This is a genomic window from Oscillospiraceae bacterium CM (assembly GCA_022870705.1).
Lineage (GTDB): Bacteria > Bacillota > Clostridia > Oscillospirales > Oscillospiraceae > Sporobacter.
This window is the reverse complement of the sequence record CP072107.1, coordinates 873,442-897,622: the sequence shown is the minus strand read 5'-3', so window position 1 is coordinate 897,622 and position 24,181 is coordinate 873,442. Positions and strand designations below refer to the sequence as shown.

Here is a 24,181-nt window from a genome sequence, read left to right as displayed (position 1 = left end):
CAACTTGTCCGCATGTGCCGGTTGCAGCGGTACGTTCAAGCCACGTCGTCGCGGTCCTGGAGGTTTTTGATAAAGACGACGGCGTTCATAAACGCGACAGCGACCGTGACGGCGAAAATGAGGAGAATCGGCAGGTCTGTGTTGCCGGTCATCCGGCTTTTATCGGCAAGGACGACGGTGCCAAAATAGATCGTTGTGAGGTAAGAAAACAGCGTCCAGCCTGTGGCTGCTTTTTTGAAAACATAACCGGCACTGAAATAGGTGGCAAGCGCCGCAGCGGCAATGGCGAGCGTCTCATAGCAGTAGTCAAGCAGAACGGGATTGGAGGCGTTCTCCTTATACAGAACCACAAGCCAGAAGCAGTAAAAGAGCGGCGGCATGATGCTGAAAAAGAGCAGCTCGGCGCCGCCGCGACCTTTATAGGCCGCCCGTGCCAGGAACATGACGGACAGTGCGGCAATCACCGACAGGAAGATAAAGAAAAGCTGAATAAGCCCGGCCGAGTTCCCTTTCAACAGCGACAGAACGTACAGAACATTTGATACAAGCCACACAATGGCAAGCAGATAGGACATACCGATATACGAAAACCCCTCCGGGGCAAACGCGCCTGTATAAGACGGCTCGGCCATATGTGTTCCGGACGTGACGACAGCGGCAAGGATTGCATAAACCAGCACCGCGACAGTCAGGCCGATCAAGGCCAGCGAAACGGGGGCGTACATCACGGGAAAACCGGTCGTACTATCAAACACGGTTTGACGTTCATACAGCCTGACAGCGAACCCAAGGGCACCGGCAATAAGCGCCAGAAGGGGCAGAATGACGGCATTTTTACGCATAATCATCGTCCTGTTCCAATAAAATTAATGAGGCAGACAAGCCATGCTCTATAGGCAGCGCGTTTTTTTTGGAATAATCTGCTGAATTATTGTACATCAGGGCATACCATCCGTCAACGATTCCTTGGAGGGTTATGATGAAAAAAATCATTTTTGTCTCACTTCTGCTGGCTGTTTTCGCGCTGGCATTCTCTATGGCAATGTCGGTTTCAAAGCCGATTGACGCCGACACGGGCAGTGCTTCGTCCGCTTCCCCCGCCGTTTCAGCGTCGCCCGGCAGCACAGCAACGGATGCGCAAGTGACGGTGCGCGTTAAAACAGGTGAAACGGTCGTCACAATGACAATGTCGCAGTATCTGGTGGGTGTCGTCGCCGCCGAAATGCCCGCCGTTTTCAACTTGGAAGCGCTGAAAGCGCAGACTGTTGCCGCCCGCACGGAGACGCTGTATCACATGAACCACGTTTCCGGCACCCATCCCGACGCCGACATCTGCACCGATCCGTCCGACTGCCAGGCGTATCAGGATGATGCGGCGCTCCGCCAAAAATGGGGCGATGCCTATAGCGACTATATCAAAAAAATCACGGACGCCGTGAGCGCGACGGACGGTGTCTGCCTCACGTATGACAACACGCCGATTCAAGCCGTCTTTCATTCGTCGTCAGCCGGGAAAACGGCGGCAAGCGGCGAAGTCTGGACGGCAAGCCTGCCGTACCTTGTCAGTGTCACCAGCCCCGAATCGTCGGCTGATGTGCCCAACTATGTCTCATCCGTCACGGTAACGCTGGCTGATTTCAAGGAAACCGTTCTAAAATACTATCCGGAAGCCGTTTTCGGCAAAGACAGCGCCACCTGGGTCAGCGATATTACCTACACGGAAAGCGGGCGTGTCGGTACCGTTAAGCTCGGGGGTGTCAGCGTCACAGGCCCCGTTTTGCGCAATATGTTCGGCCTGCGCTCGACGGCGGCGTCTATAAAGCTTGATGACAAAAACGTTGTTTTCACGACGACGGGCTATGGCCACGGCGTCGGCATGAGCCAATACGGGGCCAATGCCTTCGCGCAGGAGGGTAAAACATATAGAGAGATTTTAAGCTGGTACTACACGGGCGTCACCTTTTCCGACGAGCTGGCTTTCGTCAAAAAAACGTGACGCTGAATTTGTCGGCTTTTATCCTGTCTTGTTTTCTTTCGGCCGATGCTGTAAAATAAGGCAGCATTTGAAAACATGGGGGCTGACAGATGGATTACGCGCAGGAGTCGCTCCGGCTGCATTATGAGTGGGCCGGTAAAATTGATTATATCCCGAAAATGGACGTTAAAAACAAGCAGGCTTTGTCGCTGGCGTATACGCCCGGCGTTGCGCAGCCCTGCCTTGAAATACAAAAGGACATTACGAAAAGCTACACTCTGACAGGGCGGCACAATCTTGTGGCCGTCGTGACTGACGGGACAGCCGTTCTCGGCCTCGGTGACATCGGCCCGGAGGCCGGGATGCCCGTGATGGAGGGCAAATGCGTCCTGTTCAAAGCGTTCGGCGGCGTAGACGCCGTGCCGCTGTGCATCCGCTCCAAGGACGTCGATGAAATCGTCCGCACGGTGGCGCTTCTGGTCGGAAGCTTCGGCGGGATCAATCTGGAGGACATTTCAGCGCCGCGCTGCTTCGAAATTGAGCGCCGCCTCAAGGAAATCTGCGACATCCCGATTTTTCATGACGATCAGCACGGCACGGCCGTTGTAACGCTCGCGGCCCTTTTAAATGCGCTGAAGCTGACGGGCAGACGCCTAGAGGATATCAAGGTCGTCACCTCCGGCGCGGGCGCTGCTGGCGTGGCAATCATCCGGCTGCTCCTCTCGCTCGGTCTTCAAAACGTCGTCATGTGCGACCGGGAGGGTGCCATATATGAAGGCCGCCCCAATAGCAGCGCCGCCAAGGCGGAAATCGCCGCCGTGACGAATCCCCATAAGCTCTCCGGCAGCCTCTCTGATGTGATCGAAGGCGCCGACGTGTTCATCGGCGTATCCGCCCCTGGTACCGTCACAAAAGAGATGGTGCGCTCTATGGCGAAGGACCCCATTCTCTTCCCGATGGCAAACCCTGTGCCGGAAATCATGCCAAACGAAGCCATTGAAGCCGGCGCCGCCATCGTCGGCACGGGACGGAGCGATTTCCCGAACCAGATCAATAATGTTCTCGCCTTCCCCGGCATCTTTAGAGGCGCGCTCGACGTGCGCGCGTCCGACATCAACGACGCGATGAAGCTTGCCGCCGCCCGGGCGCTCGCCGCGCTTGTCGGAGACGATTTGGCGCGTGACAAAATCATCCCAGAGCCGTTTGACCCGCGCGTCGGCCCCGCCGTCGCCGAGGCGGTGCGTCAGGCCGCGAGAGATTCGGGCGTTGCGCGGATTTAGAACTCCGCTTTTGCTGATTTTTAATCTGTGAAAGGAGAACGACCGATGCCAATGAAGCTGATCGTTGCGGGTGCGTTGCTGATTTTATCTCTTTTTGCCGGTATATGGCTGCGGAAGCTGGGTATCCCCCTTAACACGCCGGTATTCACTATCCACAAGCTTCTCGCTGTCGCCGGTATCGTCGTTGCCGTGACTGGGTTCGTGCAACTGCTGAAGGTGGGCGACGGCGGCGTCCCTATTCTCCTGCTGGCGGCGGGCGCGGGCCTGTTTGCCGCCGGGCTCATCGCCACAGGCGCCGTGATGAGTTTATCGAAAACAATCAGCACAACCGTGTTGAATCTGCACCGAGCCTCAACGCTCCTGCTGATCGCCGATATGATCGGGTCCGTTCTTATGAAAGCTCAGAAATAGCCTCTCAAACGACAGGCACCGCGTTTAGGCGCGGTGCCTGTTTTTGCTCTGCCGCTTTGGGATGTTGGCTCTGAGGCACTGTTCATGCCCCTCAAAATGCTCCTTAGTCAGCTTCGCGACGACGCCGGTCAGGGCCATCACGGCAATGAGATTCGGAATGGCCATCAAGCCGTTGAGCGTGTCGGCAAGCTGCCAGACCGACTCTAAATCCACTGTCGCCCCCGCGACGGTGACAAGCACATAAAGCGCCTGATAATACTTAATACACCCGGTACCGAACAAGTATTCCGCGCAGCGCGTGCCATATAGCGCCCAGCCAAACACCGTTGCCAAGGCGAACATCGACATGCCGACGGCGAGGATGACGCCCGCGGCTTTGTCCCCGAAGACCGTGCCGAACGACGCGATGTTGAGGGCGGTCGTCCCGTGCGTCCCATACGGGATGACAATGCCGCTCATTAAAAGCGTCAGCCCCGTCAGCGTACAGAGCACGATGGTGTCGACAAACACCTCGAAAACGCCGTACAGCCCCTGCTTGACGGGGTTAATTTCGCTTGACGACGCATGGGCGATGGGGGCCGAGCCAAGCCCTGCCTCGTTAGAGAAAACGCCGCGCCGAAAGCCCCAGCCGACAGCCGTTTTAATGGAGATGCCCGCCGCCCCGCCGAGCGCCGCCGCCGGAGAAAAGGCGTCATGCAGGATTTTAGCAAACACCGTGCCAACCGAGCCGATGTTCACAACGATGACGGCGAGCGACGCAAGGATATATAAAGCCGCCATGAACGGCACAATCAGCTCCGTTACCCGGCCGATGCGTTTGACGCCGCCGAACAGCGTTAGCGCCGTCATCACCGCAACGGCAAGGCCAATTATGAGATTAATAAGACCTCGGCTGCCTGCCGCCGCTGGGTAAAAAGACCCGATTGCGCTGGTGATGGAGCTTGTCATCGTCCCGACCTGCACGGCGTTGCCAACGCCGAAGGCGGCCACCGCGCCAAAAATGCTGAAGGTGACAGCCAGCCACCGAAAATGCCCGCCAAGGCCGTTTTGAATGGTGTACATCGGACCGCCGACGTAGTCGCCCTTGGCGTTTTTTTCTCTGTAGTGAACGGCCAGCAGGATCTCGGCATATTTCGTCCCCATGCCGATGATTGCCGATATCCACAGCCAGAAAATTGACCCCGCCCCGCCAAGCGTGACGGCAGAGGTAATCCCGGCGATGTTGCCGGTGCCGACTGTTGCCGCCAGCGCCGTTGTCAGCGCCTGAAAGGGCGTGACGGCACCCTTTGCCGATTTTTGCTTCTTGAAGGCTTTGCCAATTGTGTTTTTCATGGCATAGCGGAATTCGAAAATCTGAATAAACCCGGTGCGGATGCCGATATAAAGGCCGGAGCCGACGATGAGCGCCAGCATCGGCCACCCCCAGACAAACCCGCTTAAAGCCGCGTTGAATTCCTTAAACCCTACCATTTGCTCCGCTCCCGTCGCGCCGGGTATCCGCCCGGCTGTTTTGCCAACATCTTGTACTATGCTTATTAGTAAAACACTGTCGGCAGAACAGGCAAACAGACGCGCACAAGGCGACATTTTACAGCGGTTGGGGCTTGACATTGATTTGACGTAATGTTACTATATCAAAGCACTCACGCGCGAGTGGTGGAATTGGCAGACTCGCTAGATTCAGGTTCTAGTGTCCGTAACGGACGTGGGGGTTCAAGTCCCCCCTCGCGCACCATGATAAAAACAAAGGGTTGAAGCTTTTTTATGCTTTCAACCCTTTGCTTTTTAGTTTAATAATTGGAGACCACTATAACCACTTTACAAAATATTTTAGTGTATATTATCTTAAATGGTTATTATTTATATTATTGGCAAATAGGCGATAAAATAACTGTCCGACGTTTTCATATGCTGTAAGTTTTCCAATTACTTTGACTTCAAATGATAAGGCTTCATATGATGCCGCTTATGCTAAATACAATTTGTTTTAGGGAGTAGAAATCATGAAAAAAATAACTCAGAATAGAAATATGCTGTTCTTTATATCATTGATTTCCTTTGTAATTCTTGCGGGTGCTGCGTATATTAGTATCGATCATTTTGCAGGCAAGGATACTATACCAACTTATTACGTACATGCATTATATCCTATAAATCGAGAAGACAAACAGATTACAGTAGGTGATGCGGACTATGTTTTTGTTGGGTATGTGGACAAATTAGTAAATACAATTTATAAATATCCTCTAACAATCGAAACAGAAAACGGGACAAAAACTGTAACCAGCCCGTACACAAATTATTATGTTACAGTTCTCAAAAACATAAAAGGTAATTTGCAAACAAACGTTTCTATTCCTGTTCAAAAAAATGGTGGGATAAGCGAAGATGGATCTATGTATATTATTCCTGAAAATGATGTTCTGCCGCAGGTTAATAACACGTACATTTTTTTAGTCTATGTACAGGAAGATGGCACCATTTTAGTTACAGGCGTTAATTCAAATGTTAAACTAGATATTTCAAATAGAGATAAAATAAACATAAGTTCTTCTCAGATCATAAGCACTAAAGGCTATAGTGATTATGTATGGGCTTATAATAATGAGAAAAGCACAAATAGGGTAAGATTTAATTCGAAATATGAAGTCACAAACCAAAAATAGTTCGTACTCGGCACTTAACCCCAAATCCAGTTTACAAAAAACAGTGACCGATATAACGGTCACTTTTTTTCTTCGGTTGTGTTTAATACTCCGATGGTCTAGTCTTTGTCTTTTTAATCCCAGAACCCGGTTTATCTAAATGCGAATACCAGCGTTATGAAGAGCGATATGACGGTTAACACAACAAAGAAGAGCATACTGCTTCTAATTGATTTAAGATAAAGCACTTGTCGATAAAGAAAAAAGCTTTCCAGCTCTTCTCTTGTCAAGTCGCTTTCGATATATCTATAAAAACCGGTATCATCAGACAGCACACCTTCCGGCAACTGCTGTTTTTCCTTTTTCAGTTTACTATATTGCTTTTCCTCTTCTTTTGAAGAATAGACTTTTTGTATTAAATTAAGCTCAAACCGCATCTGTCGTAATTCATCTCGCAGGTTTTTCATTTGATTGTCTCCCTTGTACGTCATCAAAACAAAATTTTATGGGTTTGACGGCCTCACGGCAATCAAGCACATTTAGTGAGGCCGTCGGCTCAACGGCAAAAATAACGTCCGGCTCCATGAGGGCCCGCGCGACGGCAACCCGCTGGCGCTCACTGCCCGAAAGCAATCTTAACAATTACTGATTATTTTGTCAATATATATAAATTTTTCTATTATTTTCTGATACGCCAAAACTGTAAACGAAAAGGCTCGATGAAAAAAGTCTTATTTTGACGCAAGAAGGCCTTGTCGACTGCGAAAATGCGTGGTAAAATAAAAAGCCGCAGCGGGTTGCGCCCGCATGTCAAGGAGGGCTACTATGATCGGTGCAATCATCGGCGATATCGTCGGCTCCCGGTTTGAGTTTAATAATCACAAAAGCAAGGATTTTGAGCTCTTCGCGGACGGCTGCCGCCCGACGGACGACACCGTTATGACGCTGGCCGTTGCCAAGTCCCTCATGGTTACAGAACATATTAAAGAGACCGCCGACAACCTTGAAGGCGATTACGGCGGCGCGCAGACACTTCTGAAAAACGTCAGCGTCACCTATATGCAAAACTTCGGCCAGCGTTACCCCGATAGTGGCTACGGCGGCCTGTTTTTCCGCTGGATTTTTGACGAGCTGCCACGCCCATACAACAGCTTTGGCAACGGGGCGGCCATGCGCATCAGTCCCGTCGGATATGTCGCACAGACGGCGGACGAGGTGACGGTCATGAGCCAGATTGTCACGGGCGTATCGCACAATCACCCAGAAGGCCTTAAAGGCGCGGAGGCGGTGGCCATGGCCGTTTTTCTAGCGCGCCGGGGCCTGTCCAAAGAGGCTCTGCGCGAAAAACTGCGCAACTATTACCCGCTTGACAAGACAATTGACACAATCCGCCAGACGTATGAGCCAAGCACAGCCTGCCAGAACAGCGTCCCGCAGGCGCTGACAGCTTTTCTGGATTCGACGTCCTTTGAGGACGCCATCCGCAATGCCGTCTCTATCGGCGGTGACAGCGACACGCTTGCCGCTATAACCGGTTCTGTTGCTGAGGCGTTTTACGGGGTGCCAGAAGACCTGCAGGCGACGGCCTTATCGTACCTAGACGACGCACTGTCGGCCACCGTGGCAGAATGGAATACGTTTATGGTCAACCGGCTCCACAACGAAGCGGCAGGGCAAAACGAATGAAGCAAATCAAAATTCAAAATGGCCACCGGTATGTAACACCGCAGCAGGCGTTGGAGGCCGTCGGTTTTGAAAACATCATAGACTTCATGGATGAGGACGTTTTACAAAATGCCCGCGCTGCGGCAGGCCCCAACTGTTCGGCGCTTGCGCTGATCGAAAAGTATCTGGAATTGGCTGAATCCGACCTCATTGTCGGATAGCTACGCGCTTTTACTCTTTATAGTACCGAAAGTTATTTTTTTGTAATTTAGACGATATTGAGCGCTTTTTTATATGCATATTCACATAAATTCGGCATCAATATTATACTTTTCTGAATATTGACATAGACTCCAATATGATATAGCATATTGATGATCATTTACTAATAGTGAAAGGATGATTCTATGTACGATGCGTTACATAAGTGTCGTGATCTGGCCATCCCTCCTTAGTGAAGCAGTGACATCGAATTGACCAACTGTATTACTTATGTAACATCTGTCACATCGATCCCTGATGAATATTCCGTGAATATTTATCGACAAGCGCCCTAGGCGAGTTTTTTCTGTGTTATCATATGAATTTGTAGAAATGAGGGATATTTATGATAAATATTGGTGCTAGCAGCTACGAAGAAAAACTCCAGAGAATGGACAACGCCGCAAAGTTGAAGAAGGTTGACCGTGTGCCGATCGGTGTCAACACGCTTTACTTCCCCGCGAAGTATTCGGGTCTTACTTACGAGGAAATGTTCTACGATCAGGAAAAGTTCATTGCCGCCTCGACAAAGTTCGCTCGTGACTTTAACTGGGACGCAGCCGGTATTATCCGCACTTTTGAAACCGTAACGCTTGGCCTCGCCCTTGCCGGTACAGATGCTCCGACGGCTATCAATGTCGCGCTTGCTTCCATCGCCGGCGGCGGTTTTGCACACGATATCCTCAAGGATCATTATTCTTCGCATCCCGGCAGAGAAATTTCTGTCAACAACGAGTCTCAGTTCAAGATTAAAGATACGCTGATGAGCGCTGAAGAATATGACGATCTGCTTGCCGATCCGTTCGGCTTCATCAATGAGAAGATCGTTCCGAGAGCGTATGGCGCGCTGTCCAAGCCCGGCAGCGGCGAAGCGACAACCGCCCTCATCAACTTCGGCATGAAGTTGGGCCCGGCACTGGAAGGCGCTGTCAAATATACGCAGGAAATGAAAACTGTCGGCACAACACCGCCGTACTTCTTCTCCGCCTGCCCGAACCCGCTGGATGCGCTTGGCGCCTTCCTGCATGACTTCGACAAGGTCATTATGGACGTGCATCGTGTCCCGGCGAAGGTTAAGAAGGTCTGCGAAGCTCTGGCGCCCGTTCTCCTTGCTGTCGGCAAGATGACCGGCGACCTCTCCTACCAGCTGACCGGCTCACGCCGCGTCTTCTTCCCGGTGTGGTACAACAGCTTCCTCTCCAAGAGAGAGTTCAAAGAATTCCACTGGCCGTACCTCAAATGGATCGTCGAAGAGCTCATCAAGGACGATTACACCCCGCTGCTCTCGCTGCAGGGCAACCACGACCACCTGCTCGATACGCTGCTGGAGCTGCCGGAAGGCAAAGCGATCGCCTGGATGGACAGAACGAATCTCACGAAGGCCAAGGAAGTTATCGGCAACCACATGTGCATCGGCGGCGGCTGCTCACCGGCCCTCTTAATCGGCGGTACACCGGAAGAAGTCGACGCGCGCGTCAAGGAAATCCTGGACGAAATGAAATCCTGCCGCGGCTTTATCTGGACGCTGCCCTTCAACGCGATTGGCCCGGCGAAGGTCGAGAACATTGTTGCAATGACCGAAGCTGTCCACAAATACGGCGCGTATTAATCTTATTGTTACACTTGATTATTTTTTCAAGATAATTAGTAACTATATATAACTGGAGGTTTATTTTATGTTGGATTTAAAAGCACTCACCGAAGCCGTCGGCGCTCTTGAGGAAGAGAAAGTCGTCGCCATGCTGACGGAATTCGTCGGCACGAACCCCACAGAAGCGCAGGCTCAGGAAGCCATCGCCGCCTGCCAGGACGGCATGGGCATCGTCGGCGGCCTCTTTGAAAAAGGCGAATACTTTGTCGGCGACCTGATCTTCGCCGGCGAGCTCCTCACAGGCGCTGTCAACGTTCTCAAGCCGATCATCGGCGGCGAGAGCACAAAGAAGGTCGGCGTGATTGTCCTTGGCACTGTCCATGACGACCTGCACGACATTGGCAAGAACATCTTCAGAAGCACGGCCGAAGCCGCCGGCTTCGAAGTTTATGACCTCGGCATCGACCAGCCTGTCAGCGCTTTTGTGGACAAGGTTAAGGAAGTGAAGCCGGACATCGTTGGCCTCAGCGGCGTTCTGACACTGGCTATCGACTCCATGAAAGACACCATCGACGGTCTCAAGGCTGCCGGCCTGAGAGACAGCGTTAAGGTCACAATCGGCGGCGCTTGCGCCAGCGAAGACGCCATGATTGTCACCGGCGCCGACGCTTGGTCCACGAACGCGGCGAAGACCGTTCAGGTCTGCCTCGACTGGGTCAAAGGCAAGTAATTATTTATAATGTTAATGTTCCGCCCGCTCACGCGGGCGGAAGATTATATTTAAACTGCAATAAAAAGGACGAGGTTACTAAAATGATCATTATTGGTGAAAAACTCAACGGTACCATCCCCAGCATGAAAAAGGCCATCCTGGCACGCGACGAGCAGACGCTCCGCGATCTTGCCAAGAAGCAGGCCGACGCCGGTGCACACTTCCTTGACGTTTGCGCCAGCACATCCCCTGAAATCGAAGTCGAAACCTTAAAGTGGATGATTGATGTTGTCCAGGATACGGTTGACACCCCGATTTGCATCGACAGCCCGAACATCAAGGCTCTTGAAAAGGTTATCCCCTATATCAAGAGACCGGGCCTCATCAACTGCGTTGCTCAGGAAGGCGGCAAGTGCAATATCATCTTCCCGCTCATCAAGGGCACCGAGTGGCAGGTTATTGCCCAGACAACGGACGATAACGGTATCCCGAACGACTCGAAGGGCCGTGTTGCCATCACAAAGTATGTTGTTGAAACAGCTGCCAAGTATGACATCACGCCGGACCGCATCCACATTGATCCCCTGATCACCGCCATTTCCGCAGACAACAACTCCGTAATAAACTTTGCGGAGACAGTCAAGGAAGTCAAGGCGATGTATCCGACGATCAAGATCACGGCTGCGATCAGCAACATCTCCTTTGGCATGCCGCTGCGCAAGATCCTCAACCAGCACTTCTATGCCCTGGCCGCTTACATCGGTCTGGACTCTGCTGTTATGGATCCCTGCAACCGCGATCTGTACACCTCGATGCTCGTGACGGAGACGCTGCTCGGCCGCGACCGCCTGTGCAGAAAGTTTACAAACGCATACCGTAAGAACGAGATTGGCCCCATCAAAGTCGAAGGCAAATAAGCTATTTCGCAAACCAAAAAGAGATACGGGTTTACCGTATCTCTTTTATTATGCGATGTTCAGTATTATTCTGCAGCAAATATCATTATTTCCCATATTTATTTTTTAAAATACTTAACAATTTTATTATAAATCTTTATCGCCTAAAATGCAAACGTCAATTTTATTATAATTCTAGCAATACCAACGAAATTAATTTGTTTAATGTTTTAATCTTTATGGATTTATCCGGTCTCGTTCGTTGACATGCAAAACCTAATGATATAGACTATTAATAAAGATTTAACAACTACTTAGTTTTTGGAGTGATATCAGTGCATCTCGAAGTCAATTATTTTTCCCTTGCGATCGTTTTTGTCATCGCCGTCCTTTCCCCGATCATTGTCAGCAAAATCAAAGTCATCTCGATTCCGGAGATTATTGTTCAGATTATAGCCGGCATCATCATTGGTGACAGCGGATTAAAAATCATAGGTCACAGTAATATTGTCGACTTCCTGGCATCCTTCGGATTCGTGTTCTTGATGTTTTTAAGCGGCTATGAAGTCAACTTCAATCTGCTTAAGCGCAGCAAAAACATATCTGATCAGTCGGCTACACCGCTGAAAAAGGCGCTTATGATTATGAGTTTAACGCTTGTGTTTTCAGCTGCTTTTGCTCTAGGCTTGTATTTCCTCGGGCTCGTCAAAGACTTTTTACTGCTGACGCTCATTTTCTCAACAACATCGCTTGGCATTGTTGTTTCCGTTCTGAAGGAAAACGGCATTATCAAGAACAAATTCGGCCAAACACTATTGGTTGCTTCTCTTGTTGCCGATTTTTCCACACTGTTTCTTCTGCCGATCGTTCTCTACTTTATCAAAGGCGAAAGGAACTTCGGCCTGCTGCTATCCCTTCTGCTGATCGTCGCGTTCATCGTTCTCTACTTTGTCCTGAAGCTCTTCAAGCGTGTTGACTTTGACAAAGCCATTCACAAGGTAACGCATCTTGAGGTACGCATTACGCTTGCCGTTTTGTTCCTGTTTGCCATCCTATCCGAGACCATCGGTCTTGAAGTCATTATTGGCGCTTTCATGGCCGGCATGCTCTTCTCTCTGCTTTTCAAGGACAGAACCGAGCATCAGGAGCTCAGCACAAAGCTCGACTCAATCGGTTATGGTTTCTTAATACCGATCTTCTTTATCATGATCGGCGTCCGCTTCCAGTTAAGCTCTGTCTTTTCCCCGGATACCCTGCTGCTCCTGCCACTCTTCATTATCATCGTCTACCTTGTCAAGCTGCTGCCATCCGTTATCGTTCTAAATAGAGAATACAGACTCAAAAAATCATTGTCAGCGGGCTTTATGCTGTCTTCCCGCTTAAGCTTAATCGTCGCCATTTCACAAATAGCTTTATCCGGCGGTTTCATCACGATGAGCACATATTCATCCTTTATCATCATCGCCATTGTTACATGCCTCATCTCGCCAATCGTCTCCCTCAAGCTGTATGGTAAAAAGGACATCGATCTGAAGATTCTTGAAAACATTCAAATCTAAGAAAACGTTCTTTCAGTCTTTGAAGTTGTGAGGTCAATTTGGGCAAAACGATGATTATCGCCTGCCGGTCGTTCCACCATGAGCTTGAGGCGGCTTTTGACACACTCGGTTTTTCACAGCCGATCATATGGCTCGAATCCGGCCTGCATAACTTTCCCGATAAGCTGCGCCTTGAGCTCCAAAAAACGCTTGACGGGCTTCATGATGTGGACCGAGTCTTGCTGATCTTCGGCTTCTGCGGCAACGCCGTCGTCGGCTTGAAAACAGGCAGCTTTGAACTCGTTCTGCCGCGCGCTGACGATTGTATCGCTGTTTTCCTCGGTTCATCCGAGGCCAAAAGGAAGCTGGAACGCACCTATTTTCTGACGAAAGGCTCCCTTGAGGGTGAACGCAACATCTGGGCGGAGTATCAGTACGCCGTCAATAAGTACGGCATCGCCTCTGGCAAACGCATTTTCTCCGCCATGCTGGGTAACTATAAGTATCTCGGTATTTTGGATACGGGTGGTTACGATGTGGCCTCCATTCACGCGATAACAGATGAAATAGCAGCCGCTTTGGAGCTTGAAAAAAAGGTTATTTCGGCCTCTTTTTCTTACATCACCGCGCTTCTCACCGGCCCATGGGATTCAAGCCGTTTCGTCACCGTTGCCCCGCAAACGGAAATTACCTTAGCCAGTCTGCATGCTTAACACATACAAAACCCGCATTCATGATGAATGCGGGTTTTGCTGACATATTTAACGGGATATAAACCGACGCTATTATGCGAAGGCAATGGCGCGCATCGGGCAGAATTTGACGCATTTACCGCAGCTGATACAGCTTTTTTCGTCGACGATGGGGGCGTCAAACCCTTTCTGATGTAGCGCGCCGACAGGACAGACCCGGACGGACGGGCACGGATGATTCTGTGGGCAGCGTTTTTTATTGATGGTCAGCGTTGGGGTATCCGTTCCACCGCTGTTACTGATTGTTTTTTGGAGCATTTCATCACACCTCAATTCCAAATGATGTTTGAAGTATACCACCCCCGGGGGGTATTATCCGTGATAAAATCACCATCATTTTCGGAACTTTTTGCATTATGCTTGTACTTTTTTTGCTCTTTTTTGTATTTTTTTAGCGTTGTATATTGTTTTTGTTGCGTCCAATCACGCCTTCATATAAAATTGACATAATACTTTAGAAACGAGGTCATCGATATGAGTGTCATAAAGCTCATGGACGGTCTTTACTCTGTCGGTGTGCTGAACCCCGCATTGCGCGTCTTTGACGTTGTTATGAAAACGGAATACGGCACATCGTACAACGCCTATTTATTAAAAGGTGAAAAAAATGTCCTGATTGATACTGTACACGCCCGCCATTTTGAAGAATATATTGAAAACGTCAAAAGCCTTGTCGATTTGAAAAGCCTTGACTATATTATTTTAAATCACAACGAGCCCGACCATTCTGGCTCTCTTGAGCGCCTGATCAAGATTGCCCCACAGATTCAAATCCTGACGTCGCCCGCCGGCAAAATTTATCTTCCATTTATTACGAACGACCCGATGATCAACATGCGGGCTGTCCGAGATGGGGAAACGCTTGATATTGGCGGTGGCAAAACGCTGCAATTTATCCACGCGCCCTTTCTCCATTGGCCGGATTCCATGTTTACCTGGTTTGAGCAGGATCAGATTGCTTTCACCTGCGATTTTCTTGGGACGCACTTCTGCGAGCCGACAATGTCGGACGCGCTGGTGCAGTACAAGCAGGCGTACTATCAGACGTTCAAATCCTATTTTGACGCCATATTCGGCCCGTTTAAGCCTTATGTCCAAAAAGGGCTTGATAAGCTCAAGGCACTTGATGTGAAGTATGTCTGCCCCAGTCACGGCCCTGTGCTCCGGCGCGGCGTTTTCCTGGAGGAAGCCATGCTCGCCTATGACGACTGGAGCACCCCGAAGCGGCATGAGCACCCCGTTATTCCGATTTTTTATTGCAGCGCCTATGGCTGTACGGCCCGTATGGCCGTGAAAATTGCCGAGGGAATTAATCATGTCTTGCCGGAGGCAGCTGTGAGCATGTACGACCTGGTGCACGTCTCCCCTTGCTCCCTGTGTGAGACGATTAACGAGGCCGACGCGTTTTGCATCGGCTCACCGACAATTAATAAAAACGCCCTGCCGCCTGTCTGGGAATTGATTCATATGCTGGAGGGGACAAACTGCAAGGGTCGCCGTGCCGCCCTTTTTGGCTCGTACGGCTGGAGCGGCGAGGCGCTGCCCCTGCTGTCGACGCATTTGAAATCCCTCAATGTTGATGTTTTTGAGGACGGCTGCCGCTGCCGCTTTGTCCCGTCTGAAACGGAGCTCCAGGAAGCCTTTGACTTTGGCGTCCGCTTTGCCAAATCGCTATAAACTGTCTTAAATAAAAAAACAGACGTGCCTTTTGGGCGCGTCTGTTTTTTTATGGCATGATGGCAACCATTAGTTTTCAAAGAACTTGGCGTGGATGGCGGAAACGGCTCTGTCGGCATCGTCGGCATCGACGAGGACGGAGACCTTGATTTCACTTGTGGAGATCATATTGATATTGACCTTAGCGTCATAAAGCGCTTCAAACATGATGGCGGCGATGCCGGATGAGGACATCATCCCGGCGCCGACGATGCTGACCTTGGCGACATTAGACGTCACGCTGATATCCGTAAAGCCAATGGCATCCTGCGCCTCACGAAGCACCTTTTCCGCCTGAAGCATATCACCCTTGGCTATAGTAAAGCTGATGTCCTGCGTATTGTTTCTGCCGATGGACTGGAGAATGATATCGACATTGATTTTGGCTTTGGCCAGAACCCTGAACACCTTAAAGGCGATACCCGGTTCGTCCTTGAGACCGATGAGCGCAATGCGCGCGACGTCGGCATCCTTGGCGATACCGCTGATTTTTGTCTGCTCCACTTTCGTAACCTCCTTGACTTTTGTGCCGGGCTTTCTGACAAAGCTGGAGAGCACCTCCAGGTCGACGCCGTACCGTTTGGCCATTTCCACCGAGCGGTTATGCAGAACCTGCGCGCCGAGTGACGCGAGCTCCAGCATTTCGTCGTACGTAATTTCTTCAAGCTTGTGCGCATTGGGCACCTTGCGCGGGTCACTTGTGTAAACACCCTCCACGTCGGTGTAAATCTGGCAGAGATCGGCGTTCATCGACGCGGCAATGGCGACGGCCGACGTATCCGACCCGCCGCGCCCGAGCGTTGTGATATCGTCATGCTTATTGATGCCCTGAAATCCGGCAACAAGGACGATTCGGCGCTTATCAAGCTCTTCCCGGATGCGCTCGCATGTAACCTGCTTGATGCGCGCGCTGCCGTAATCGGAATTTGTCTGCATGCCGATTTGCCAGCCCGTTAGGGAGACGACGGGAAGGCCCATTTTTTCCAGAGCCATCGCCATTAAGGAGATTGAAATCTGCTCTCCAGTGGCCAGCAGCATATCCATTTCCCGCTTTGACGGGTGGTCGTTTATTTCCGCGGCTTTCTCGATAAGGTCATCCGTTGTATCCCCCTGCGCGGACAGAACAACGACGACATCGTTGTTGTCGACAAAGGTGTCGGCAATAATCCCTGCCACACGACGGATTCTCTCGGCGTCCGCCACGGAGCTGCCACCAAATTTCTGAACAATTAGCGCCATAAATATCCTCCATTGCCGCTTTTGCCATAATGGCACCACATTGCGGCGCATAAGATCATAACAGGTCCGCTCAGTCGATGATTCGGAACGCCGCGCGCACCGAAAGCTTTTTTAAAAGGTCGTCCGCCTTCATTTTGTTCATGACAGCCGTTGTGAAGGCTGTCTCCCCGGCGCGCTCACCGATAATCGTCACCGCGCCGACAGCGCGGCGGACAGTGTCGGCATCGGCGGCGGCACGGACATACCACGCGCTTTCCAGCAGCGCAGGATCGGCAATGAGGTCCGGGTCGCCTTCCGACCAGCTGAGCCATTTACGGGAACCAATATGCTTTGACGCGTCAATCACATCGGCGACAACGGCGCTAGCCGTCGGCAGCTTACCGGCACCGGCCCCGTAAAACATCACGTCGCCAATGGCATTGCCACGGACGAAAATACCGTTCATAACGCCCTCAACGCCGGAAATCATGTTATCGTCACCGACAAGGTGTGGGGCGACATAGGCGGAAATGCAGTCACCGTCCAGACTGACGGCGCGTCCGAGCAGCTTGATTTTATAGCCGATGCCGGACGCAAAGTTGATATCGTCCAGCGTGACGGCCTCGATGCCTTCCGTCGGCACCTGATCGGGATAGACGTGGCGGCCGAAGCACAAGGCCGATAAAATGCAGATTTTGCGGCAGACGTCATGACCTTTGATGTCGGCCTCCGGGTTTGCCTCGGCGTAACCCTTCTGCTGCGCGTCACGCAGCGCCGCGTCAAAGGAGACGCCGTTTTTCACCATTTCGGTTAAAATGTAATTCGTGGTGCCGTTTAAAATGCCATAGATTTCATTGATTTTGTTGGCGGCCAGACACTGCGTCAGCGGGCGGATGATCGGGATGCCGCCGCCGACGCTGGCTTCAAACAGATAATTGACGTTTTTTTCGCGCGCGAGCTGCGTCAGCTCGAACCCGTGCTTGGCGACAAGCTCTTTGTTGGAGGTGACGACGCTCTTTCCGGCCAGGAGGCTGCGGCGCGTAAAATCATACGCCACGCCCGCGCCGCCGATCGTCTCGACAACAAGCCTAACATCCGCGTCGTTTTCAACAACGGCAAAATCCTTGACAACGAGCTTTTCATACGGCGTCCCTGAAAAATCCCGGACGTCGACAATATATTTGACCCGGATCTCCTGACCTGCGTTTTGGGTTATCATATCCGAATTTTTTTCAATAACCTCCAAAACACCGGAACCGACCGTGCCGAAACCCAGGATCGCAATATCGAACATCCAAAATCACACACCTTAATCATTTAAACGGCTGTAAACCGCGTATATACCTTTTCGTAATTAAGTATACTACCATAGGTTCCTATATTCTGCAACCGTTTTGAGCGCTCAAATCTCATAATTTGTCGGCAGCTGGCCGGAGGTGTGGTGATGATAATGCCGGAAAACAAACATCTGCGCCGGGCACTGTATTTCGCTTACGGCGCTGTCGGCGTGCTTGCCGTCTGGTTTCTTCTGCGCTTTGCTTTGCCGTGGCTTCTGCCGTTTATTGTGGGCTTTGTTATCGCCCAATTGATGGAACCGGCTGTCCGTTTTTTGACGGCGCATTTTCATTTCCGCCGCTCCTACGCCGCCGGGCTTTGCACCGTCGTCATCTTCGCGGCACTTACCGGCCTCACGGCGCTTATCATCGGGCGCGCCGTCATCGAATTGACGGGGCTTGTAAAAAACATGCCTTCCATTCTGATGAGCCTGTCTAAGACGATCGGGCTTATCAGCGACCGGCTCAATGCCGCCATCGGGTCGGCACCGCCGGAAATCCAGAATTACCTGAAAAATGCACTTGACGGATTCGGAGACAAGACAGCCGAGCTGCCCGCAACGCTCTCCGGAAAAATTCTCGGTCTTTTGACGGATGCCGCCCGCTTCACACCGAAGCTCGTCCTATTTTTTCTGACCTGCGCCGTCAGTGTTTTTTTTATCAGCAGCAGCTGGCACGAGGTACGCTTGTTTGTTTTCCGGCAGATACCGCGGAGCCGCCATAAAACGCTGGGCGACATTAAAAATGACTTGTTTGAAACGTTTGGCAAATGGATCAAAGCGGAACTGATGTTATCCGGCATCACCTTTCTGGAGATGGCCGTCGCTTTTTTAGTCCTCCGGATAGAACCCGCCATTCTGCTGGCGCTGCTCGTCGCCGTTGTGGATGCGCTGCCCGTCCTTGGTTCCGGCACCGTCTTAGTGCCGTGGGCTCTCGTTTTGCTGCTTGGCGGTAATTATCAGACGGCCGTTACGCTCATCGTGCTCTTTGGCGTCAACGCCCTCTTCCGGAACATTCTCGAGCCGAAGCTTATCGGCAAGCAAATCGGCTTGCCGCCGATTGCCACGCTCATTGCCATATACGTCGGCTTTTGTACGGTCGGCGTTATCGGGATGGTTCTCTTCCCAATTGGGCTCATTATGATTAAGCACCTCAACGACAAGGGCTACATTCGTCTTTGGAAAAGCTGACAAACCACAAGGCAGGAGGACATGCCATGACACAAAAAGAAAAATGCGCCGTAGCCGGGGCGCTGGCCGGTGCCGTTAACGGCTTTTTTGGTGCGGGCGGCGGCATGCTGCTCCTGCCGCTCCTGCTCCGCTGGGTCAAGCTGGAGGAGCGGCGGGCCTTTGCAACCTCCGTTTTCATTATTTTGCCGCTGTGCGCCGTCTCTGCCGGTGTCTATCTGCTCCGCTCGCGCACCGATTTAATGCTTGCCCTGCCTTATCTCCTCGGCGGTATCATCGGCGGCTATTTCGGCGGGCGCCTTTTTACGCGCGTCCCCACGCGGCTGTTGCGCCTTGTTTTCGGCCTGCTGCTGATTTACGGCGGCATTCGGTGCTTTGTTTGACGACGGGCTTTTCGCTGGCATTTCTTTTTGATGTGCTCGCCGGTCTCGCGACAGGCGTTTTATCGGCTTGGGGCATCGGCGGCGGCTCGCTGCTCATCATTTACATGACTGTTTTGGCACGCCTCCCGCAGCAGGCGGCCCAGGGCGTCAATCTGCTCTATTTCCTGCCAACGTCTGTAACGGCGCTCATATCGCATATCCGCAACGGGCTTGTCGAGAAGGTTCTGGCATACCCCGCCGTTTTGGCGGGTGTGACAACGGCTCTAGGCGGCTCGTTTGCGGCCTCTGTTTTAAGCGCCGCCACCATGCGTAAAATCTTTGGTGTTTTTATCATATTGGTCGGCCTGTCCGAGGTATTGCGCGTCGTGCGGAAAAAGAAAAACGGCCGCTAACGCGGCCGTCTTACCGGAGACTTTGGAGATACCCCTCCAAAATGAGTGACGCGGCGACGGCGTCAACCGTCTGTTTGCGTTTTTTACCACGTACGCCTGTTTCGGAGAGGATACGGTGGGCGTCAACCGTGGTCCGCCGCTCGTCCCACAAGACGACGTCGAGACCAAATTTTTCGCGAAGCGCCGCGGCCAGTGCCGCGCTTTTTTCGGCCCTGGGGCCGAGCGTCCCGTCCATATTCTTTGGGTACCCTAATACAACATTCGTCACGCCGCGGCTTTGTGCCGCGTCAGCTATTTTTTCCGCAAGACGCTCTTCCGACCATTCGGTGATAACGAACGCCTCACCCGCTAAAAGACCCGTGGCGTCGGACACGGCAATCCCCGTCCGCGCGTCTCCATAGTCAACCGCCATGATGCGCATGACGCCGCCTCCTTGTTTTTTTGCTTATTATATCTGTTATTGGACGTTATCTCAACCTTTTCGGCAAATGAACGAAAAAGTTGAAGACACCCTTTCTGTTGATAAAAACCCGAATCTTTGCATGATGAATAATTTTTTATGCAAAATTCATGCCGCCCATACCAAGGGGCCTGGACGCGTTCCGGTAAATGCGACAACTGCATTAAAGCCTTTAAGTATTTAATTGACAATTATCATGATTTACATTAAAATACTTCTGGCATCTTGCTCTTTTTGGTAAAGGCGTTTATAATGAAATTGCAACATTGCATCCTATTTCCTGCATTTTTAGAGGGAGGCCTTATATGAGCGAACAAAAAATATACAAAGTTCTTGCCGCCAACCGCGGTGAGATCGCCATAAGAATTTTCAGGGCTTGCTATGACCTCGGCCTTAAAACGGTCGCCATGTACTCCAACGAGGACACACTCAGCCTGTTTCGGACACATGCCGACGAGGCATACCTGATCGGCAAAAACAAAAGCCCGCTTGGCGCCTATCTGGACATCCCAACCATCATCAGCCTTGCCAAGCAGCACCATGTTGACGCCATTCATCCGGGATACGGCTTTTTGTCTGAGAACGCCGATTTTGCCAAAGCCTGCGAGGCGGCGGGCATTATTTTTGTCGGCCCGCCGTCCGGCGTTTTGGAGAAGATGGGTGACAAGCTCTCGGCAAAGGCCATCGCCGTTGCCTGCGATGTCCCCGTTATTCCGGGCACGACGACGCCTTTGAAGAGCGCTGAGGAGGCGCTTGAAAAGGCCATTTCATTCGGGTTTCCTGTTATTCTCAAGGCCGCCGGCGGCGGCGGGGGGCGCGGTATGCGCCGCTGTGACACGCCGGAGGAGGTTGAGCCGTCTTTTCACCTCGTTAAAAGCGAGGCCATCAAGGCCTTCGGCAATGACGATATCTTTATTGAAAAATTCCTCGTCGATCCAAAGCATATAGAAGTTCAGATTCTGGCCGACGCACACGGCAACGTTCTGCACCTCGGCGAGCGCGACTGCTCGCTGCAGCGGCGCTACCAGAAGGTCGTTGAATTTGCCCCGGCGTTTTCCGTTCCCGAGGAGACGCGGCGGAAGCTTTACGACGACGCCGTCAAAATTGCCAAGTCTGTCGGCTATGTGAACGCCGGTACGGTTGAATTCCTTGTCGACAAGAATGGCGGCCACTATTTTATCGAGATGAACCCGCGCATTCAGGTTGAGCACACCGTGACTGAAATGGTGACGGGTGTTGACCTTGTCAGAGCGCAGATTTTGATTGCCGAGGGCCATCCGCTCAGCCACCCCGAAATCGGCCTGACAAGTCAGGCTGACCTCCGGATGAACGGCTTTGCCATTCAATGCCGCGTGACGACGGAGGACCCGGCCAACAGCTTTGCCCCCGACACCGGCAAAATAACGTCCTACCGTTCCGGCGGCGGCTTTGGCGTCCGTCTCGACGGCGGCAACGCCGCGACAGGCGTTACCATCTCACCGTACTATGATTCCCTGCTCGTCAAGGTCACCGTCTGGGACAACACGTTCCCGGGCGTCTGCCGCAAGGCCTCGCGCGCCATCAACGAGCTGCATATCCGCGGCGTTAAGACGAATATCCCCTTCGTTACAAATATCCTCCATCACCCTGTTTTCCTCTCCGGCGACTGTTATACGAAATTTATCGACAACACGCCGGAGCTGTTTGAATTCACCGGCTCACGCGACAGAGGCACACGCGTGCTTAAATACATTGCCGGTATTCAGGTGGCGACACCCGACGCATCCCGCCAGCCCTACGCCGAGCCGCGCTACCCGGAGCCACAGAAGCCCGTTGGTAACGGCTTAAAACAGCTTTTAGACCTTGAGGGCCCCGATGCCGTTAAAAACTGGGTGCTGGATCAGAAAAAGCTCCTCATTGGTGATACAACGATGCGCGACGCGCACCAGTCGCTCTTCTCAACGCGCCTGCGCACGCATGACATGCTCATGGCTGCGGAAGGGACGGCCGATATCCTTGCCGACTGCTTTGCTTTGGAGATGTGGGGCGGCGCAACGTTTGACGTGGCATACCGCTTCCTGCACGAGTCCCCTTGGGATCGTCTTGAAAAGCTCCGGCAGAAAATCCCGAACATTATGTTCCAGATGCTCCTGCGCGGCTCCAACGCCGTCGGCTACACCAACTATCCCGATAATCTCGTCCGCGCCTTTATCGCGGAGGCCGCCAAGGGCGGGATCGATGTCTTCCGTATCTTCGACTCGCTCAACTGGATTCCCGGCATGGAAATCGCGATGGACGAGGTTTTGAAGCAGAATAAGATTTGCGAGGCCGCCGTCTGCTACACCGGCGACATTCTCGACCCGAAGCGTGACAAGTACACGCTGAAATACTATGTCGATTTTGCCAAAGAGGTCGAAAAGCGCGGTGCGCACATTTTGGCAATCAAGGATATGTCCGGCTTGCTGAAGCCCTACGCGGCGAAAAAGCTTGTGGCGGCGCTCAAGCAGGAGGTCGGTATCCCTGTCCGCTTCCACACGCACGATACGAGCGGCAATCAGGTTGCGGCAATCCTTCTGGCTGCCGAGGCCGGTGTTGACATTGCCGACACGGCCATCGCCTCCATGTCCTCCCTCACCTCCCAGCCGTCGATGAACTCCGTCGTAGCGGCCCTGCAGGGTACCGAGCGCGACACGGGCTTTGATCTCGAGCGCCTGCAGGCGCTTGAAGAGTACTGGGCCGACGTGCGCGACCGCTATATCTGCTTTGACAGTGGCCTGAAAAACCCCATGACGGAGATTTACCGCTATGAGATCCCCGGTGGCCAATATACAAATCTGCAACCGCAGGTCGTCTCCCTCGGTCTCGGCAGCCGCTTTGACGAGGTCAAGGAGATGTACAAAACCGTCAACGACATGCTCGGTGACCTCGTCAAGGTCACGCCGTCGTCCAAGATGGTCGGCGACCTCGCCATCTTCATGGTGCAGAACAATCTGACGGCAGAAAACGTTGCCCAAAAGGGCGAGGCACTCACCTTCCCCGATTCCGTCGTCAGCTATTTTAAGGGCATGATGGGCCAGCCTGCCTGGGGCTTCCCGGAGGATTTGCAGCGCGTCGTCTTAAAAGGCGAAAAACCGATTACCTGCCGCCCCGGCGAGCTTTTGCCGCCAGTCGACTTTGACGCCATTGAAAAGGACGTCAAGAAATACATCCCCAATCCGAAAGAGCGCGACCTTATCTCTTGGTGTTTGTATCCGAAGGTCCTCGCCGATTACTTCGAGCACAGTCAGGAATACGGCGATATCGCCAACATGAACAGCCACGTCTTCTTCGAGGGCATGGAGGTCGGCGAGACGACGCAGATCACCATTGAGGACGGCAAAACGCTCGTTATCAAATACCTTGGCCTTGGCACGACGAATGACGACGGCACGCGCAACGTCCACTTTGAGCTCAACGGCATGCGCCGCGACGTCGCCGTCCCCGACCCGACGGTCGCGGATACGACGAAGCATGTCACGCTGGCTGACCCGGAGGACAAAGCGCAGGTCGGCGCGTCGATCCCCGGTATGGTGTCTAAAATCAATGTCGCTGTCGGCGATACGGTTGAGGAAAATCAGGTGCTCGCCGTCATCGAGGCCATGAAAATGGAGACGAGCGTCGTTGCCCGAATGGCTGGCACCGTTGACAAGGTGCTCGTCAGCGCGGGGCAAACCGTTAAAGCCGGTGAGCTGCTCGTGGAAATCAAATAAAAACAGCATAAACAAAACTGCCTTCCCACCGGGAAGG

Annotated in this window: 23 protein-coding genes and 1 tRNA gene; 17 read left to right on the top strand and 7 right to left on the bottom strand. The window is 52.2% G+C overall.

What is annotated here, in order from left to right:
* Positions 1–35: 35 nt before the first annotated feature.
* Positions 36–842 carry a hypothetical protein gene (locus IZU99_04535; protein UOO38523.1) on the bottom strand — a complete coding sequence of 269 codons (807 nt, stop codon included), beginning with the start codon at positions 840–842 and terminating at the stop codon, positions 36–38.
* Positions 843–979: 137 nt separating this feature from the next.
* Here IZU99_04535 and spoIID point away from each other — a divergent pair, with 137 nt between their 5' ends.
* The 3 genes from spoIID (at position 980) to IZU99_04520 (ending at position 3,666) form a co-directional block, all read left to right on the top strand.
* Entirely contained in the window at positions 980–1,996 is a 1,017-nt protein-coding gene (spoIID, locus tag IZU99_04530) for a stage II sporulation protein D (GenBank protein UOO38522.1), read from the top strand.
* 89 nt (positions 1,997–2,085) lie between these two features.
* Positions 2,086–3,255: an NADP-dependent malic enzyme gene (locus IZU99_04525; protein ID UOO38521.1), complete on the top strand. Its 1,170-nt coding sequence runs from the start codon at positions 2,086–2,088 to the stop codon at positions 3,253–3,255.
* Between the two features lie 45 nt (positions 3,256–3,300).
* Positions 3,301–3,666 carry a hypothetical protein gene (locus IZU99_04520; protein UOO38520.1) on the top strand — a complete coding sequence of 122 codons (366 nt, stop codon included), beginning with the start codon at positions 3,301–3,303 and terminating at the stop codon, positions 3,664–3,666.
* Between the two features lie 24 nt (positions 3,667–3,690).
* Here IZU99_04520 and IZU99_04515 read toward each other — a convergent pair whose 3' ends face one another.
* Positions 3,691–5,136: a sodium:alanine symporter family protein gene (locus IZU99_04515; GenBank protein UOO38519.1), complete on the bottom strand. Its 1,446-nt coding sequence runs from the start codon at positions 5,134–5,136 to the stop codon at positions 3,691–3,693.
* 177 nt (positions 5,137–5,313) lie between these two features.
* Here IZU99_04515 and IZU99_04510 point away from each other — a divergent pair.
* Positions 5,314–5,401 (top strand) — tRNA-Leu (locus IZU99_04510).
* A 268-nt stretch (positions 5,402–5,669) separates the two neighbouring features.
* Positions 5,670–6,332, top strand: a complete 663-nt coding sequence (locus IZU99_04505) for a hypothetical protein (GenBank protein UOO38518.1) — start codon at positions 5,670–5,672, stop codon at positions 6,330–6,332.
* A gap of 131 nt (positions 6,333–6,463) precedes the next feature.
* Here IZU99_04505 and IZU99_04500 read toward each other — a convergent pair whose 3' ends face one another.
* Positions 6,464–6,778, bottom strand: a complete 315-nt coding sequence (locus tag IZU99_04500; protein ID UOO38517.1) for a hypothetical protein — start codon at positions 6,776–6,778, stop codon at positions 6,464–6,466.
* Positions 6,779–7,136: 358 nt separating this feature from the next.
* On the opposite strand from IZU99_04500, the gene IZU99_04495 reads away from it, so the two are divergent.
* The 7 genes from IZU99_04495 (at position 7,137) to IZU99_04465 (ending at position 13,687) form a co-directional block, all read left to right on the top strand.
* The gene (locus tag IZU99_04495; protein UOO38516.1) at positions 7,137–7,997 is read left to right on the top strand and encodes an ADP-ribosylglycohydrolase family protein; all 861 of its coding nucleotides are present in this window, start codon (positions 7,137–7,139) and stop codon (positions 7,995–7,997) included.
* The gene (locus IZU99_04490; protein ID UOO38515.1) at positions 7,994–8,197 is read left to right on the top strand and encodes a hypothetical protein; all 204 of its coding nucleotides are present in this window, start codon (positions 7,994–7,996) and stop codon (positions 8,195–8,197) included. The genes IZU99_04495 and IZU99_04490 overlap by 4 nt, the downstream gene beginning before the upstream one ends.
* Before the next feature lie 386 nt (positions 8,198–8,583).
* A complete protein-coding gene (locus IZU99_04485; GenBank protein ID UOO38514.1) occupies positions 8,584–9,846 on the top strand; it encodes a hypothetical protein in 1,263 nt (420 codons plus the stop codon).
* A 67-nt stretch (positions 9,847–9,913) separates the two neighbouring features.
* Positions 9,914–10,558 (top strand): cobalamin-dependent protein, encoded by a 645-nt coding sequence (locus IZU99_04480; protein ID UOO38513.1) that lies wholly within the window; start codon positions 9,914–9,916, stop codon positions 10,556–10,558.
* Positions 10,559–10,641: 83 nt separating this feature from the next.
* Positions 10,642–11,457 (top strand): methyltetrahydrofolate cobalamin methyltransferase, encoded by an 816-nt coding sequence (locus tag IZU99_04475; GenBank protein ID UOO38512.1) that lies wholly within the window; start codon positions 10,642–10,644, stop codon positions 11,455–11,457.
* A gap of 314 nt (positions 11,458–11,771) precedes the next feature.
* The gene (locus IZU99_04470) at positions 11,772–12,995 is read left to right on the top strand and encodes a cation:proton antiporter (protein UOO38511.1); all 1,224 of its coding nucleotides are present in this window, start codon (positions 11,772–11,774) and stop codon (positions 12,993–12,995) included.
* Between the two features lie 38 nt (positions 12,996–13,033).
* Entirely contained in the window at positions 13,034–13,687 is a 654-nt protein-coding gene (locus IZU99_04465; GenBank protein UOO38510.1) for a DUF1638 domain-containing protein, read from the top strand.
* 72 nt (positions 13,688–13,759) lie between these two features.
* On the opposite strand, the gene IZU99_04460 is transcribed toward IZU99_04465, so the two are convergent.
* Complete coding sequence (locus tag IZU99_04460; GenBank protein UOO38509.1) at positions 13,760–13,984, bottom strand: 4Fe-4S binding protein; 225 nt, start codon at positions 13,982–13,984, stop codon at positions 13,760–13,762.
* A 216-nt stretch (positions 13,985–14,200) separates the two neighbouring features.
* On the opposite strand from IZU99_04460, the gene IZU99_04455 reads away from it, so the two are divergent.
* The gene (locus tag IZU99_04455) at positions 14,201–15,403 is read left to right on the top strand and encodes an FprA family A-type flavoprotein (GenBank protein ID UOO38508.1); all 1,203 of its coding nucleotides are present in this window, start codon (positions 14,201–14,203) and stop codon (positions 15,401–15,403) included.
* A gap of 69 nt (positions 15,404–15,472) precedes the next feature.
* On the opposite strand, the gene IZU99_04450 is transcribed toward IZU99_04455, so the two are convergent.
* Positions 15,473–16,681, bottom strand: coding sequence for an aspartate kinase (locus tag IZU99_04450; GenBank protein ID UOO38507.1), 1,209 nt, complete (start codon positions 16,679–16,681; stop codon positions 15,473–15,475).
* Between the two features lie 70 nt (positions 16,682–16,751).
* Positions 16,752–17,954, bottom strand: coding sequence for a homoserine dehydrogenase (locus IZU99_04445; GenBank protein ID UOO38506.1), 1,203 nt, complete (start codon positions 17,952–17,954; stop codon positions 16,752–16,754).
* Between the two features lie 156 nt (positions 17,955–18,110).
* Between IZU99_04445 and ytvI the strand changes: the two genes are divergently transcribed.
* The 3 genes from ytvI to IZU99_04430 are packed head-to-tail and all read left to right on the top strand — an operon-like array spanning position 18,111 to position 19,956.
* On the top strand, positions 18,111–19,184 hold the full coding sequence (ytvI, locus tag IZU99_04440) for a sporulation integral membrane protein YtvI (GenBank protein ID UOO38505.1): 1,074 nt from the start codon (positions 18,111–18,113) through the stop codon (positions 19,182–19,184).
* A gap of 26 nt (positions 19,185–19,210) precedes the next feature.
* On the top strand, positions 19,211–19,564 hold the full coding sequence (locus IZU99_04435) for a TSUP family transporter (GenBank protein ID UOO38504.1): 354 nt from the start codon (positions 19,211–19,213) through the stop codon (positions 19,562–19,564).
* A gap of 14 nt (positions 19,565–19,578) precedes the next feature.
* Positions 19,579–19,956 carry a sulfite exporter TauE/SafE family protein gene (locus IZU99_04430; GenBank protein ID UOO38742.1) on the top strand — a complete coding sequence of 126 codons (378 nt, stop codon included), beginning with the start codon at positions 19,579–19,581 and terminating at the stop codon, positions 19,954–19,956.
* A 10-nt stretch (positions 19,957–19,966) separates the two neighbouring features.
* Here IZU99_04430 and ruvX read toward each other — a convergent pair whose 3' ends face one another.
* On the bottom strand, positions 19,967–20,377 hold the full coding sequence (gene ruvX / locus IZU99_04425) for a Holliday junction resolvase RuvX (GenBank protein ID UOO38503.1): 411 nt from the start codon (positions 20,375–20,377) through the stop codon (positions 19,967–19,969).
* 344 nt (positions 20,378–20,721) lie between these two features.
* Between ruvX and IZU99_04420 the strand changes: the two genes are divergently transcribed.
* Complete coding sequence (locus IZU99_04420) at positions 20,722–24,144, top strand: pyruvate carboxylase (protein ID UOO38502.1); 3,423 nt, start codon at positions 20,722–20,724, stop codon at positions 24,142–24,144.
* Positions 24,145–24,181 lie beyond the last annotated feature (37 nt).

Excerpts from the sequence above, each read along its gene's own strand:
- IZU99_04460 (UOO38509.1), bottom strand. The coding sequence starts at position 13,984 with ATGCTCCAAAAAACAATCAGTAACAGCGGTGGAACGGATACCCCAACG.
- IZU99_04435 (UOO38504.1), top strand. The coding sequence starts at position 19,211 with ATGACACAAAAAGAAAAATGCGCCGTAGCCGGGGCGCTGGCCGGTGCC.
- IZU99_04495 (UOO38516.1), top strand. The coding sequence starts at position 7,137 with ATGATCGGTGCAATCATCGGCGATATCGTCGGCTCCCGGTTTGAGTTT.
- IZU99_04485 (UOO38514.1), top strand. The coding sequence starts at position 8,584 with ATGATAAATATTGGTGCTAGCAGCTACGAAGAAAAACTCCAGAGAATG.
- IZU99_04500 (UOO38517.1), bottom strand. The coding sequence starts at position 6,778 with ATGAAAAACCTGCGAGATGAATTACGACAGATGCGGTTTGAGCTTAAT.
- IZU99_04480 (UOO38513.1), top strand. The coding sequence starts at position 9,914 with ATGTTGGATTTAAAAGCACTCACCGAAGCCGTCGGCGCTCTTGAGGAA.
- IZU99_04445 (UOO38506.1), bottom strand. The coding sequence starts at position 17,954 with ATGTTCGATATTGCGATCCTGGGTTTCGGCACGGTCGGTTCCGGTGTT.
- IZU99_04455 (UOO38508.1), top strand. The coding sequence starts at position 14,201 with ATGAGTGTCATAAAGCTCATGGACGGTCTTTACTCTGTCGGTGTGCTG.
- IZU99_04450 (UOO38507.1), bottom strand. The coding sequence starts at position 16,681 with ATGGCGCTAATTGTTCAGAAATTTGGTGGCAGCTCCGTGGCGGACGCC.
- IZU99_04475 (UOO38512.1), top strand. The coding sequence starts at position 10,642 with ATGATCATTATTGGTGAAAAACTCAACGGTACCATCCCCAGCATGAAA.
- IZU99_04420 (UOO38502.1), top strand. The coding sequence starts at position 20,722 with ATGAGCGAACAAAAAATATACAAAGTTCTTGCCGCCAACCGCGGTGAG.
- IZU99_04505 (UOO38518.1), top strand. The coding sequence starts at position 5,670 with ATGAAAAAAATAACTCAGAATAGAAATATGCTGTTCTTTATATCATTG.
- ytvI (UOO38505.1), top strand. The coding sequence starts at position 18,111 with ATGCCGGAAAACAAACATCTGCGCCGGGCACTGTATTTCGCTTACGGC.
- ruvX (UOO38503.1), bottom strand. The coding sequence starts at position 20,377 with ATGCGCATCATGGCGGTTGACTATGGAGACGCGCGGACGGGGATTGCC.
- IZU99_04490 (UOO38515.1), top strand. The coding sequence starts at position 7,994 with ATGAAGCAAATCAAAATTCAAAATGGCCACCGGTATGTAACACCGCAG.
- spoIID (UOO38522.1), top strand. The coding sequence starts at position 980 with ATGAAAAAAATCATTTTTGTCTCACTTCTGCTGGCTGTTTTCGCGCTG.
- IZU99_04535 (UOO38523.1), bottom strand. The coding sequence starts at position 842 with ATGCGTAAAAATGCCGTCATTCTGCCCCTTCTGGCGCTTATTGCCGGT.
- IZU99_04520 (UOO38520.1), top strand. The coding sequence starts at position 3,301 with ATGCCAATGAAGCTGATCGTTGCGGGTGCGTTGCTGATTTTATCTCTT.
- IZU99_04525 (UOO38521.1), top strand. The coding sequence starts at position 2,086 with ATGGATTACGCGCAGGAGTCGCTCCGGCTGCATTATGAGTGGGCCGGT.
- IZU99_04515 (UOO38519.1), bottom strand. The coding sequence starts at position 5,136 with ATGGTAGGGTTTAAGGAATTCAACGCGGCTTTAAGCGGGTTTGTCTGG.